We start from the raw sequence: 13,448 nt of genomic DNA on the forward strand, positions 1-13,448 counted from the left end.
CAAGCATTTATTTTACCCATCTTGATAAATTTATCGCAGCATTTACATCCCTATCGTGATGGCTATTGCATGAAACACAACACCACTCACGTATTTTTAAACTCCATTGTCCTTCTGGTTGAACTGAATGGTCGTATTTTATGCCGCAACATGAACAAATCTTGCTTGAGGCGAACCATTTATCAGCTTTTTCATACGCAATGCCGTACTTCTCGCACTTGTATGATAAACATTGAAAGAAGAAGTTTAATTTTTGAAAGGAAAGTGCCTTCGATAGTTTTTTGTTTTTTAACAGGTTCGAAATAGATAAGTCTTCCACAACAATCCTCATTGGTTTGGTTTTCACCAATTTAGCTGTTGCTTGATGGATATGGTTATTTCGGATATTCATAATTTTCCTAGATAACCGCAGGTGCTCCGCTTTCGCTTTTTCATATCCAGCAGATTGAATTTTCACACCTTTTTTAAATCTCCTAGACATATCTCTTTGTGCTGACTTTTTCCTTTTCAAAAGCTTTTTAACCTTGGCATCTTTGTTTATATTTCGTTCTTTCATACCATTAGAAGCTACAAACAACTCTTTTAACCCAACATCCACACCAATCGACTCATTCGTTAGTTCTTGTGATTCAAAGTCTTCTTGGAATCCTACACTAATCCACCAGTGACGACCATCAAAGGTAACTCTTGGATTGGATGGTTTTTTGTTTCTTGGTAGTTGTTGGCTTGTTTTCACTTCTCCAATAGACTGAATATGAACGACTTTCTTTCCTATAATCAGTCTTTCATAATTGGCATAAAATCCTTGGATTACATCTTTTTTGGATTTATAAGAAGTGTGAGAACCATTTTTGTACTTTTTGAACGAATGTTTTCTCGCCGTATCAAAATCTTTTGAAGCCTGTTTGGGAACTTGTGCATTAATGTCTTTTAACCACTCATATCTCTTTCGCTTCTTGATCTTTGTAAATCGTTTCTGTAAAGCTAACTGTGAAACAGATTTTCCAAATAGCTTATAGTATCTATCACTCATTCTTTTACAATAGTTATAAGCAAATCTTGCAGCACCAGCATGATTTCTAAGCACTTTCTCTTGTTCAGGCGTTGGAATCAGTCTGACTTTCTTCGCTAATATCATCAGAATGTAACTCCTTTAATGAAAGATTTGTTCTTCTGAATCGTAGCGTGTTCCACCAGCATTCTCCTTAGACTACTCGGATGCAAACCTGTTAATTCTGATACTTGACTAACTCGTGAAAATTTCATTATTATTCTCACCTCATTAAACCTAACATAGCACGTATGTTCGATACTTTCAATGAAGTTTGATAGATTTAATTAAATGTATCTTGTTCAACTAAGGGCGCAATTCCTTAGCCAGTTCTCTTATGAACTTCTCATGTTTTCACATGAGCGCAGACTATATGTTTATCTACTTAAAGATAGAGGATTTTTCCACCACCATAGGCTTGTGATGTACTCTCGTCAGTTATACGAGATAGTCGTTGAACGTTCACCTTATCCATTTTGACTTAGATGATTCGAGGCGGAAGACCCATTGTTCTAGTGTTTAGGATTTAACCTTGCACCATCTGATTGATTTTTTCTGCTTTCGCGACATTCACGCTCGCTATTTCTAGCCACGTTGTAGTTCAATCAGCTTTAGGGATTGCCCGCAGTTAACCCTCACTACTAGCCAATCACTTGACTAGCAGGGCTTACTGATATATTTAATTAACTTTCGTTATAATTGGTTAAATAAATCGTAACAGTTAATTACCCTTCTTGTTGTATTGTAATCATATTAATCATTATATTAAGTATAATAGATAAAATTAAAAAATTGAAATTAATTCTCACCTTAATACAATTAGAAAACTGACTACCACTTGTGCAAAAACAAATAGTTCATTATCCTTAAACTATAATCTCATTCGTTCGGAGGGAACTATGTTACAAAAATTCGGTTTCTCACAATATGAAAGCCAAGCTTACGAAGTTGTCGTATCAAGCAACGAACCATTAGATGCTACAACGATTGTGAAGCATTCTGGCGTGCCAAAAGCAAAAATATATGAAGTGCTTGCACGTCTAATCGATAAAGGAATGGTAATGGATTCTGTTTCGGAGAAGAAAAAGATGTATACAGCATTACCACTCAAGCTAGCAATTGAAAAATTAACGACAGAATTTCAATCCAATATTAAAGAATTAGAGACAACTATATCGAAAAAATCATTTACAGATGATCGTGTATGGAGCTTAAAAATGCAATCTTCTATTCGCGTTCAAAGTAAAGAGCTCATCGAAAGTGCAAAAGAATCAATTCGCATTTCAGCTTGGAACGATACCCTTTTAGAATATCTTCCGTTATTAGAAGAAAAAGCAAAACAAGGCGTCAAAACCGAAGCCCTTATAGTTGGAAAAGTAAAAACAGACTTAGAAAACATGCATTTTCTAATCCCAGCGGAAGAGCCTAACGCGCTAGAGCGATACTTACTGCTCATCGTTGACGACCGTGAAATTTTATTTGCTGGTGTAGAGCAAGAGTCATGGCAAGCGATGAAAACAATGTCACAACCTTTCGTAAAGTTCTTTACAGAATTTTTCTACCATGACGTTGCACTTGCAAAGATTACCCAGAAACACCATGATCTCTTTATGGAAGATGAGGAAATTAAGAGTTTGTTGATGAAGTTGAGATACTAAAAAAACGCCTCTATTACAAGGCGTTTTTTTCTACATTTCTTTTCTATTTTTCATCTTTAACACATAAGCTCCTGCAATAATAAAACCAAGTCCTAGAACAAATAAAACCGTAAATTCATTGCCGATGCCACCTGTAGCTGGTAATCGCACTTCATTATGAGTACTAGGTTGTTGCATTGGCTTCACATCAGCAGAAGGTTTCACTTCTCCATTCGGTGTTGGCTTATTTGGCTTAGAAGGAAACGATGCCTTTTCTTCTTTCTTATTTTTCACAATATGTTTAATAATTTCTCCATCCTCTTTTATTTCAAATCCGAATGTCTCTTCATTTATTACATATCCATTTGGTGCTATTGTTTCTTTATACGTGTACTTTCCGTATGGTAGTTTGAATTTCGCTATACCTTGCTCATTTGTTTTTCCTTTTACTACTTCTTTCCCTTGTTCGTTGTAGATTGTAAATTCTGCGTTCGGCAGTTTCGTATTCCCATCCGCTATATCTACTTTCGTTATTTCTAACTCGCCTTCTACTTTCTTATCTTGAACGATATGTTTAATAATTTCTCCATTCTCTTTTATTTCAAATGCGAACGTCTCTTCATTTATTACATATCCATTTGGTGCTATTGTTTCTTTATACGTATACTTTCCGTATGGTAGTTTGAATTTCGCTACACCTTTTTCATCTGTTTTTCCTTTTACTACTTCTTTCCCTTGTTCGTTGTAGATTGTAAACTCTGCATTTGGTAATTTCGTATTCCCATCCGCTATATCTACTTTCGTTATTTCTAACTCACCTTCTACTTTCTTATCTTGAACAATATGTTTAATAATTTGTCCATTCTCTTTTATTTCAAATGCGAATGTCTCTTCATTTATTACATATCCATTTGGCGCTATTGTTTCTTTATACGTGTACTTTCCGTATGGTAGTTTGAATTTCGCTACACCTTTTTCATCCGTTTTTCCTTTTACTACTTCTTTCCCTTGTTCGTTGTAGATTGTAAATTCTGCGTTCGGCAGTTTCGTATTCCCATCCGCTATATCTACTTTCGTTATTTCTAATTCACCTTTTACATTTTCATTTTTAAGCTCTAATACAGCAGTTTCACCAGTTTTCACTTCAATTTTTTTAACACTTCCGTCTAACACATATCCAGCTGGCGCTTGAATTTCTTTGACGCTATATATACCGATTGGAAGATTACCTAACTCCGCAATCCCCTTATCATTAGTCGTAACATTTTGTTTAAAGTTTTCATTAGAAACTTCAAACACCGCTCCTTTTAATACTTCCTTTTTTTCTCCTAATTTCATAATCTTTAAAGAACCTACTGATTCCCAATTTACAACTAAATCTGTACTGATTTTCTCACTATTTCTTTGTAACAATACCGTTGTATTTTGAACTTTTTCCGATCCTTTAAAAGCTATTGCTTGTAAATTTGTTAAAGTAGACTTCACTTTCATTTTAAAGTTACCACTACTCGTATTTTTTGGTATTAATATTTTGAATTTTTCGTTAATTGATAACGTACTTTTCTCTTCACCATTTTCATTTACAATGCGAAACCCTTTAGGAGCATTTTCAGGAAGAATTGTATAAGAGCCAGAAACCGCATTTGTTTGCACTGCATAAAATCCTGTTTCTAAATAATCACCTTTTTTTGTAGCAGTTTGTGAATCTACAGGATTAACTTTAAAGAATACATTTTGTGATCCAGTTTCTTTCTTTGAAACCTCTACTAAACGCTTCATAAGATTATGTACACGTTCATTTTTTGCAACTAAATCTTCTTCCGTTAATTCATTTGCTGCAATCCATACTGCTAATTGTGTAGCATAATGCGCTTCTTCCGTTGTCGCTACACCTAATTCAGATGGGCTTTTTTGAGGATATCCATTTAATAAAATACGATATACAGCATCGGATGTTTTCCCCATCTCAGGCAAATCATCCCCATTGGGCGAACGTAAATCAGGCGTTAAACAATACGCAATACTACCCGAAGCCGTTTTAATTATTTCTGTCTTTATTTCACGCTGTTTCGAATTACTATAGCTCCAATCCATTTTATATGTTTCTCTGTTCATTACTTCTGCCTTTACTTGTGGCATCGCAATTCCTAATAAAATAATAAGAGCACTTAAAAAACTAAACCATTTTCCTACCATCTTTCGTTTCATTCTCTCCACCACCATATATAAATTTCTACATGAAGCAATCTTACTGTTTCATTGTACTTATAGTGAAAAAAAGAGAATAGGTGGTTTTTTTGTAGTATCTTGTCGAATTGTTGAGAAAGTTTCACAGTAATAAGCCATTTTAAAACGTTTTGTTGTCATGCTGCTATTGACAAATAAACATTACATGTTTCCAATTTTCAAACATAATAAAAAAGGCACTTTATAAGTGCCTTCATATCTTACGAGAAACAAATTTCAAATGAATACATATTACTTATCTTTTTCCTTTATCTCCATCAACAGCTCAATAATCTTCTCATTTTGCTCCACTTGTTTCTCTGAATTTTGATAGATGAAACGAACCCATCTAAAAATAAACGCGACCACAAATATTGGTATAAGGCTAAGTATCACTCCGACTAAATCATATGCCATTTTCTATCACCTCGCTACATACAAATTCTCTACCTTTCTACTAAAACCTGCAATTTTTTACAAATAAAAAAGAACCTATCAAACGATAGATTCTTCCTTCGCAAACTGAGTAGAACGTCCTCTCGTAATCGAGAAAATCGCACAAAGCAGCGCTAATATAATAAAGCCGCCTCCTACCCAAGCATTATATATAACAGACGATTTCTCAATAACAACTCCGCCTACTGTTGAACCGAGCGCAATTCCTAAGTGAAGGGCAGAGTTATTTAAACTTTGCTGAATACCAGCTGATTCCGGTGCAATTTCAATTAAATAATTTTGTTGTGCTGGCGAAATAGCCCAGCTCAGCATACTCCAAAGTCCCATCATAATAATGAACAGCGGGAATGAGAATGTCATCATCGGCAATAGGAAGATCGCACACGCAAATACGATAATAATTGAAATAATACTTTTCTTCGATCCCCATTTATCAGCAAGCCAACCTCCGAAGCCGCCCCCAATTACTGCTGCGATTCCGAAGATGAAGTAAAATACACTAATCCAATTCGCTTCCACATGCATAACATCTTTTAAAAATGGTGTTAAATATGCATATAGTGTTAAATGACCCGTTAAAAATAAGAATGACGTTAACTGTGCACTGACGATTTTTTTATCTTTTAACGTAGCAATCTGCTCTCTTATTGATAATACCGATGTCGGTGGTACTTTCGTTAAGAATAATGAAATACAAGCGATTGCTATAACTGTTAAGATCGAAATGAGTACAAATGGTGCACGCCATCCGTATGCATTTCCGAGTACAAGGCCAAGCGGTACTCCAAGTACAAGTGACCCACTAATCCCCATGAAAATGATTCCAATTGCACGCGCACGAAAATGCGGTTCTACAACGCTAGAAGCAAGTGTTACTGACAGTGCAATAATAAGCGAACCACTCGCCGCACAAATCACCCTTGAGAACATTAACATCCCGTAATTCACACTAAATGCTGAAATAATATTTCCGATTAAGAAAATTGATAATGCCCCAACATACAATGTTTTTCTTTCAAATTTCCCTGTTAAAGCTAGTAAAACAGGACCTGATAAAGCAAATACTACTGAAAATATTGTGATAAGCTGACCAGCTGCACTAATAGATACACCTAAATCGTTGGCAACTAAATCGAGCGTTCCTCCTATAATTAGCTCAACCGTTCCGACTACGAAAGCCGCGATAGCTAAAATATACACACGAAAATTCAAGTCTTTCCCCACGCTTTCTTTTTTGGTTACTACGATTATAGTAACCAAAAAAGAAAACGGAAGCAAGTACAATTTTTTATCATAAGAAACTCCCCTCTTATGATATATCTCCAACATTTAAATAAAGATCCTTATCTGAAAAATTATCACTACTTCTATCCAATTTGTAATCAAACTAAGAAATATTAATAAAAAACAACATTTATTATTAAATTTATATATATAAATTCAATTTATAATAAACTTGATTAAATTTCCTATTATTTACAAACGAATTGTACCAAATAAGATTTTTCTTTACTAGACTTGTATTAAAATTACAGAAAAATTATTATTTTCTTGTAGAGTAAATACTATACTTTACAAACACACAATAGTTTGGAATATCAAAAAACTTAGGGGGAAAAGAAATGAAAAAATTAACTGCACTAACTTTGACAGCAAGTATTTTAGCTTCAGCTGGGCTTGTGCCTACATCATCTTTCGCAGCAAGTAACGAACTTCCGTATTTAAATGAGATTAAGAAATTGCAGCCAGACGTAAGTACAGAAGAGTTAATTTCAGATATTATTGAAGTTGCAAAAAATACGGGCAATACAAAAGAAGCTTTAGCAGAACAAATTTATAAAGAATTAAAAGCAAATCATGAACAAGGAGAACGAGAAGCTACTCAACGAAATAATAAAGATACTACTAATGTTCAATATGGTGCTAGCGGCGGAAATGTAAAAGTAGGAAATTCTAATATGGGCGACTTTTATTATACTGGATCTACAACTGCTTATATGAATCACGGACATGTCGGTATGTACTATAGTAAAGACTTGATTGTTGAATCTGTACCAGACAAAGGTGTGCGCACAATTGCTACTAATAAACGCTTAGTTGATAAAGGTGATGCAGTTGTCAAATCTGTAAATACTTCTTGGCAAAATAAAAATGACGCAGCTTGGTGGGCGAAAGATCGTGTAGGAAAGGATGACTATTCTTATAATTTCGCAAACAATAGAAATACTAGCCATTATGGCGCGAAGAATTGTTCTAAATTGATATGGTCTGCTTATAAATTACATGGTGGTTTAGATTTAGATAAAGATGGTGGAGCAGGTGTATATCCTCGAGATGTTAGAGATGCGCAAAAAAACATCGTTAATTCGTAATATATAATTTTAAAACTGAAAGTGAAACAATTTATTTGTTTCACTTTTTGGTTATTTGAGGAGCAGAAGTGAAAATGAAAAATCACCGGAAAATAATTCTATTTTTTACGATTATTATAACGATTGCAGTATTAGCTTACTATTTATGTATAAAAGATAAGAATGCAAACTTAATATCAGATAAAGAAATACAAAATAAAAATTTTTTAGATGATAAAAAGGCTGTGCTTTACTTCTCATCCACTGCCGATCAAGATTTAGATGGTAAAGGCATTAGTTATGCCATATTTATAAATAAACAAGGCGTTGCTAGCGGATATAAAATGGGTGGTCTAGAGCTCGGCGGTATTGGTGTATCCGACGATAAAAAACAAGTTCTATTAGAGAGTAAAAATACTATAACATTTCTAGGAGAAAATCCTACTACTCATAAAATAAAATACCAACATACCGGTGATTTTAATGGATATTTAGCAAACCAAAAGATATTTGTTACTATTTACAATTCAGGAATGGACAAAGAGAACGGGAACTATAATTCAAATGTTTTATTCGGAAATGAAAAAGTTATTCATAAAAGCAATATCCCTCATTTCATTATTAGCTCTGGATTAGATGGGGAAAATATTTTAGTAGCCACTCAAGAATTAGTTACTAATAAATACGAATTAAAAAAATTAACGTTTAATGATGCAACAATGAATATAGAGAATATTACAGCGCTTAATATAAATGGAAAAGAGGACCATGCTAATCTTTCACCTATTTTAGTAGATTCAGAGAATTACTACATGGTTATGAGTACAATTGATAAGGATGATCCGCTAAAAGGGGAAACATTCTTGTTACGTACTAATAAAGCCACTTTAGAACAAAATACAATATTTATGTATAAAGAAGAAAACTCAACTGCAACCAGCCCATTTTCATTAGATAATTCCGCATATATATATAACAACGAATTATATTTTTTAAACGGTCTTGGTGATATATATACATATAACCCTAAAAATAATACGATGAGCCATAAATTCACCATAGATTACCATGTTAAAGATGGCGTTAGATATAATGAACAAACTTATTTCGAAAACGACTCATTATATGTTCTACGTTATGATGCAAAGCGCAATAATAAATACTATATAGAAAGATACAACTTAACAAACGGAAGAAAAGTATCCGAACAAGAAATACAAGGTATAGAATCTATACTCGCCACCGTGAAAGGCGGAAAGAAAGTTTATGCTTATGACTTTAAAATGTTACTACCCAAAACAGGTAATTAACTATACTTAATTACCTGTTTCTAGGTTATAAAATAGGGTAATGTAATTCCCCATAATTCTAATTTTATACTTTCAAATTTTTTCACATAAAAAACAGGCGTATGATACGCCTGTTTTCTAATTATTAAACAGCAGTTTTATTCTTCTTATTTAAATACCAATATACCGGCAGTCCCGTAAAGACAATTCCAATTGATAAGAAACAACTTAGTGGATCGTTAATAATCGCACTACCGATTACAAAGAGTGAGCCCAAAATCGCAACGATTGGGACGATTGGGAATAACGGTACACTGTATGCACGCTCTTTATTTTTATTACGTTTTCTTAAAATGAAGACACCGATAAACGTCATTACATAGAAAATATAAATAATGAATACGGAAATCTCAGATAGCTTATTCGGATCGCTAATAATCATTAAAATAATTCCTAAAATGATTTCAACAGTAATCGCATTTGCTGGTGTTTTAAATCTTGGACTTTCCTTCGCAATAAACTTAGCAAATGGAAGTTGTCCACGTTCTGCCATCGACATCGGGATACGTGGGAACGTTAAAATCTTTCCATTTAAACAACCGAAAATAGAAACGATAATACCGATACTAATAATTTTCCCACCATATTCTCCAAGTAGCATTCCTGCAGCTGTCGCTGTTGCATTTTCTCCAAGTTCTACAATTTGCGTTGCTGGTAATACATTCAATAACGCCAAATTAATTAATACGTAAGCAGCTGTTACAATTAAAATCCCAACTGTCATTGCTTTCGGTAATAGCTTTGTTGGATTCTTCATTTCTCCACCAATCGAAGCAAGTAAAATCCAACCGTCATAAGCAAATAACGTTGCTAAAATTGCCATCCCGATACTTTGATTTTCTGATATCGGCACAACTACGTTAAAGATATCGCTATTCCCTTTCCAAAAACCTAACACAACAATTAATACGATTGGAATCATCTTCCCGATTGTCGTGATCGTTTGAACGATACCTCCGTATTTTGTTCCCATACTATTTACAACGCCAAGGAACACAACTGTTCCAATTGCGATTGGTAAATTCCATACTTTATCTAAATAGAAAAAATTAATCATTAAAGAACTAAAGTATAACCCTAATGTTCCAATAATAGCTGGCCCATAAACAATTGTTTGCATCCAGCCTGATAAATATCCCCAAAAACTTCCGTAAATCTCCTCTAAGTACGTATACAACCCACCATTTTTCGGGATTTGCGCTCCTATTTCAGCTACTGTTAAACCACTTGCTAGCGTCAACAGACCACCAATTACCCAAGCAAGAATCGCCATATTAGAACTCCCTGAGTAATCTAATACGCTGCCTGGTTTCATAAACACACCAGACCCAATAATCGTTCCTACTACGATAGAAAGTGCTACCGTTAAACCAATTTTGTTCTTCTCATCATGATGCATGCTGCGTATCCTCCTTCCAATCCTAGTGTGATGCAAAAATGAAATAAAAAAACACTCCTCCCTAAAAAAGGGACGAGTGTTATATTCGTGGTTCCACCCTTGTTTCAATTCGCAAAGTAACACACTTCACCAATTTCTCAAGTCTAAAATAACGGTTTTTGCCGGCAAGCAATTACTAGATGTTCGTTCACTGCTGCAGTTCAGAGGTGGTAATCTATTTTTTCGTATTAGGAAGCTCACAGCCAAAGGCTTCCCTCTCTGAGAATCGTAAAAAATTGATCGTGTCCTCATCATCACTTCTTGATGTCGAATTTTGTAGTTATTGTTCATTATATTGAATTGTTAGAAAAAATCAATATATTTTTTATATAACATACGAAATTTTTCTCTTCTTATATTATAACAGAAGTTACGCCACTTCTCTAATTACCTAAAAATGGTATAATCCATACAGGAGGTGTATCAATAATGATTGCTGTTTTTTGTATCATCGCTACATTTCTTTCTGTTCTATTCGCTATCATGCATCGGCACAAATATCCTGGTTATAGCATTTTAGCGGTAGCTATTATACCGGCTGTTTCCTTCTATGTATTAGGTAAATATCAATATACAGAAGTATTTATCGGTTTTGCAATCTTCTACTGTGTCTTTGGATACATACTAACTATGAAAAAAATTTTATTAAATCATTAAAAGGGACCGATTTCTGCTGACAGAAATCGGTCCTCGCACGTACCTTCCGGTTGCCCACACGAAAGATACATAATTCGATTATTTATTTTCTTTGTTCATAAAAAACTTATGGTGCGGTAAATCAACATTCAATGCCTCTAATTGTTTCTTTTCATTGTCTAAAATCTCTTTTGCCTTTGTTTTTGTTGCCTCATCTAATCCCGCAAAGATATCTTCATGCTTCTCTTTCTCTGGGAGTTTCACGCCTAACTTCGTTAATTCTTCTTTTGCTTGCTCATGCGTTAATTTGCCGGACTTTTCTTGTTCAAAAATTGACTTCACTTTTTCTTTCGCCTGTTCATCTAAGTTAGCAAGCATGTCTTTACGCTTACCCTTCTCCGGCATTTTCACGCCTAATTTCGTTAATTCTTCTTGCGCTTGTTCACGTGTTAATTTACCGGATTTCTCTTGCTCTAAAATGGATTTCGCTTTTTCTTTTGTTGCTTCGTCTAATCCCGCAAACATTTCTTTGTGTTTACCCTTTTCCGGCAACTTCACGCCTAATTTTGTTAACTCCTCTTGTGCTTGTTCACGTGTTAATTTACCAGACTTTTCTTGCTCTAAAATTGATTTCGCTTTTTCTTTCGTTTGATCATCTAATCCCGCAAACATTTCTTTACGTTTTTCTTTCTCTGGAAGCTTTACACCTAACTCCTCCAACTGTTTCTTTGTATCGTCCATAATTGTTTTTACTTTTTGTTTTGTAGCATCATCTAAATCTTTTTTCGCCGTTTTTGCAGACTGATCCACTGCTTGAGTATTCGTTGCCGCGAATGCCGGAATACCGACTCCTCCAATGATTCCGAATGATAAAGCACCTGCAATCGCTAAATACCCAACTGTTTTCTTCTTCATAGGAAATTTCCTCCTTCATATTTCTAATGCATGTACACTTTCGTATACAACGCCTATAGTAATGTTGGTTTCTTAACATTTCCTTAACGACTTAACAAAAAAAACACCGCTCATCCCGAGCGGTGTTTTTCTAAGCTTTTTGTAATTGTAATTCTTCACGTTCCATTATTTTTCTTAATACGATTGTTTGTGTCATTGTAAATAAGTTACCTGTTATCCAGTACAACACAAGTCCTGATGGTGCCGCAAATCCCATAAATAAAATCATTGCGGGCATCATAATTTGCTGCATTTTTAGCATTTGTACTTGTTCTCCAGGTGTAATATTCGATTGGAAAACCTTCATTTGAATAAATGTCGTTAATGCTGCAATAATCGGTAATATATGATAAGGATCTGCATGTCCTAAGTTCACCCATAAAAACGAAGATGTGCGAATCTCTTCTGTTCGGCTAATCGCATAATACAAAGCAGAAAAAATCGGCATTTGTATTAATAGAGGCCAGCAACCAGCAAGTGGATTCCAACCGCCTGATTTCATTAGTTCTGACATTTCTTTTTGATACTGTTTTTGTTTTTCTAGATCTTTGCTTACATCACCGTATTTCTGCTTTAACTTCTGCAATTCAGGTTGCATTTTCTTCATTTTCGCTTGGCTACGATATTGCGAAACAGCTAATGGAATCATTGCTGAACGAATAACGAGCGTCATAATAATGATAGCAATCCCAAAGCTAGCTCCCGGTATATGATGAGCAACAAATTGAATCATAAACGAGATTGGATATACAAAATAATGATCCCAAATTCCCGTACTATGTGCATCAATTGGTGCTGCATTACTGCAACCAGATAAAACAAAAACAAGTAATAATGATAAACTAACGAGCACAGCTCGGTATGATTTTAACATGTTCATTCCTCCAATGTTTCGTAATTATTTAGCGAAACATTGGTGTATACGGACCGACCTCGTCATTCTCTTCACTTGATTCTTGTCTGCGTACAGAACGAATCATTCCATATTTATAAAAAATAGAAAATAGTGGTACATTCCCCGCACTATCTTCACATGTATCAACTAACGCAAATGCTCTTTGTCTACCGCTCGATGCTTGCTGACGCACAAAGCGAGAAACGTTAGCAAGGAAGAAAACTTCTAATAAACAAAGTGCTGTCGTTACAAACGATATATATAGAATTGCATCCTGCAATAAAAATTCCATCGCTTCACATCCTTAATAAGGTCATTTTAGCACATTCGGCAAACATTCTCTATTTCCTTTTATCGTCAAAAAAAGTATTTTGCATATTTTCTCAAGAAAATAATAATTGAGAAACATTGTATTCGCTTTCTTTAGTATATTCACACACATCAATGAATAGGCT

12 protein-coding genes, 1 pseudogene and 1 other annotated feature are annotated in these 13,448 nt (G+C 34.5%); of the genes and pseudogenes, 4 read left to right on the forward strand and 9 right to left on the reverse strand.

Going from position 1 to position 13,448, the window contains the following annotated elements:
* Positions 1-7 precede the first annotated feature (7 nt).
* Complete coding sequence (locus ACTFR9_RS16495) at positions 8-1,138, reverse strand: RNA-guided endonuclease InsQ/TnpB family protein (RefSeq protein WP_000599323.1); 1,131 nt, start codon at positions 1,136-1,138, stop codon at positions 8-10.
* The gene (locus ACTFR9_RS16500; protein WP_000672785.1) at positions 1,138-1,266 is read right to left on the reverse strand and encodes a hypothetical protein; all 129 of its coding nucleotides are present in this window, start codon (positions 1,264-1,266) and stop codon (positions 1,138-1,140) included. The genes ACTFR9_RS16495 and ACTFR9_RS16500 overlap by 1 nt, the downstream gene beginning before the upstream one ends.
* 684 nt (positions 1,267-1,950) lie before the next feature.
* Here ACTFR9_RS16500 and ACTFR9_RS16505 point away from each other — a divergent pair.
* Positions 1,951-2,709, forward strand: a complete 759-nt coding sequence (locus ACTFR9_RS16505; RefSeq protein WP_000939490.1) for a TrmB family transcriptional regulator — start codon at positions 1,951-1,953, stop codon at positions 2,707-2,709.
* A 30-nt stretch (positions 2,710-2,739) separates the two neighbouring features.
* On the opposite strand, the gene ACTFR9_RS16510 is transcribed toward ACTFR9_RS16505, so the two are convergent.
* The 3 genes from ACTFR9_RS16510 to ACTFR9_RS16520 all read right to left on the reverse strand — a co-directional run bounded on the left by ACTFR9_RS16510 (position 2,740) and on the right by ACTFR9_RS16520 (position 6,594).
* The gene (locus ACTFR9_RS16510; protein ID WP_101218706.1) at positions 2,740-4,896 is read right to left on the reverse strand and encodes a SpaA isopeptide-forming pilin-related protein; all 2,157 of its coding nucleotides are present in this window, start codon (positions 4,894-4,896) and stop codon (positions 2,740-2,742) included.
* Between the two features lie 270 nt (positions 4,897-5,166).
* A complete protein-coding gene (locus ACTFR9_RS16515) occupies positions 5,167-5,331 on the reverse strand; it encodes a hypothetical protein (RefSeq protein WP_000312826.1) in 165 nt (54 codons plus the stop codon).
* 78 nt (positions 5,332-5,409) lie between these two features.
* The gene (locus tag ACTFR9_RS16520; RefSeq protein ID WP_113732894.1) at positions 5,410-6,594 is read right to left on the reverse strand and encodes an MFS transporter; all 1,185 of its coding nucleotides are present in this window, start codon (positions 6,592-6,594) and stop codon (positions 5,410-5,412) included.
* Positions 6,595-6,992: 398 nt separating this feature from the next.
* Here ACTFR9_RS16520 and ACTFR9_RS16525 point away from each other — a divergent pair.
* Together ACTFR9_RS16525 and ACTFR9_RS16530 are read left to right on the forward strand one after the other, a co-directional pair.
* Positions 6,993-7,749: pseudogene (locus ACTFR9_RS16525) on the forward strand (YiiX/YebB-like N1pC/P60 family cysteine hydrolase).
* A 67-nt stretch (positions 7,750-7,816) separates the two neighbouring features.
* Entirely contained in the window at positions 7,817-9,031 is a 1,215-nt protein-coding gene (locus ACTFR9_RS16530) for a hypothetical protein (protein WP_000788578.1), read from the forward strand.
* Positions 9,032-9,155: 124 nt separating this feature from the next.
* On the opposite strand, the gene ACTFR9_RS16535 is transcribed toward ACTFR9_RS16530, so the two are convergent.
* On the reverse strand, positions 9,156-10,469 hold the full coding sequence (locus tag ACTFR9_RS16535) for an APC family permease (RefSeq protein ID WP_048557419.1): 1,314 nt from the start codon (positions 10,467-10,469) through the stop codon (positions 9,156-9,158).
* Between the two features lie 65 nt (positions 10,470-10,534).
* Positions 10,535-10,772 (reverse strand) — a binding site (T-box leader).
* Positions 10,773-10,937: 165 nt separating this feature from the next.
* Between ACTFR9_RS16535 and ACTFR9_RS16540 the strand changes: the two genes are divergently transcribed.
* The gene (locus ACTFR9_RS16540) at positions 10,938-11,165 is read left to right on the forward strand and encodes a hypothetical protein (RefSeq protein ID WP_000562238.1); all 228 of its coding nucleotides are present in this window, start codon (positions 10,938-10,940) and stop codon (positions 11,163-11,165) included.
* 78 nt (positions 11,166-11,243) lie between these two features.
* Here the strand turns inward: ACTFR9_RS16540 and ACTFR9_RS16545 are convergent, their stop codons facing one another.
* From ACTFR9_RS16545 to ACTFR9_RS16555, 3 genes are all read right to left on the reverse strand, one after another.
* Positions 11,244-12,059 (reverse strand): hypothetical protein, encoded by an 816-nt coding sequence (locus ACTFR9_RS16545; protein ID WP_101218690.1) that lies wholly within the window; start codon positions 12,057-12,059, stop codon positions 11,244-11,246.
* A gap of 130 nt (positions 12,060-12,189) precedes the next feature.
* Positions 12,190-12,972 (reverse strand): membrane protein insertase YidC, encoded by a 783-nt coding sequence (gene yidC / locus ACTFR9_RS16550; protein WP_074531863.1) that lies wholly within the window; start codon positions 12,970-12,972, stop codon positions 12,190-12,192.
* 28 nt (positions 12,973-13,000) lie between these two features.
* Positions 13,001-13,285: a hypothetical protein gene (locus ACTFR9_RS16555; RefSeq protein WP_000394930.1), complete on the reverse strand. Its 285-nt coding sequence runs from the start codon at positions 13,283-13,285 to the stop codon at positions 13,001-13,003.
* Between the last annotated feature and the right edge of the window lie 163 nt (positions 13,286-13,448).

This window comes from Bacillus cereus group sp. MYBK222-1 (genome assembly GCF_051916425.1).
Lineage (GTDB): Bacteria > Bacillota > Bacilli > Bacillales > Bacillaceae_G > Bacillus_A > Bacillus_A paranthracis.

What these genes read in the sequence shown, in the direction of transcription:
- ACTFR9_RS16545 (WP_101218690.1), bottom strand. Translation starts at nt 12,059, where the DNA reads ATGAAGAAGAAAACAGTTGGGTATTTAGCGATTGCAGGTGCTTTATCA.
- ACTFR9_RS16505 (WP_000939490.1), top strand. Translation starts at nt 1,951, where the DNA reads ATGTTACAAAAATTCGGTTTCTCACAATATGAAAGCCAAGCTTACGAA.
- ACTFR9_RS16555 (WP_000394930.1), bottom strand. Translation starts at nt 13,285, where the DNA reads ATGGAATTTTTATTGCAGGATGCAATTCTATATATATCGTTTGTAACG.
- yidC (WP_074531863.1), bottom strand. Translation starts at nt 12,972, where the DNA reads ATGTTAAAATCATACCGAGCTGTGCTCGTTAGTTTATCATTATTACTT.
- ACTFR9_RS16500 (WP_000672785.1), bottom strand. Translation starts at nt 1,266, where the DNA reads ATGAAATTTTCACGAGTTAGTCAAGTATCAGAATTAACAGGTTTGCAT.
- ACTFR9_RS16515 (WP_000312826.1), bottom strand. Translation starts at nt 5,331, where the DNA reads ATGGCATATGATTTAGTCGGAGTGATACTTAGCCTTATACCAATATTT.
- ACTFR9_RS16540 (WP_000562238.1), top strand. Translation starts at nt 10,938, where the DNA reads ATGATTGCTGTTTTTTGTATCATCGCTACATTTCTTTCTGTTCTATTC.
- ACTFR9_RS16535 (WP_048557419.1), bottom strand. Translation starts at nt 10,469, where the DNA reads ATGCATCATGATGAGAAGAACAAAATTGGTTTAACGGTAGCACTTTCT.
- ACTFR9_RS16495 (WP_000599323.1), bottom strand. Translation starts at nt 1,138, where the DNA reads ATGATATTAGCGAAGAAAGTCAGACTGATTCCAACGCCTGAACAAGAG.
- ACTFR9_RS16510 (WP_101218706.1), bottom strand. Translation starts at nt 4,896, where the DNA reads ATGAAACGAAAGATGGTAGGAAAATGGTTTAGTTTTTTAAGTGCTCTT.
- ACTFR9_RS16530 (WP_000788578.1), top strand. Translation starts at nt 7,817, where the DNA reads ATGAAAAATCACCGGAAAATAATTCTATTTTTTACGATTATTATAACG.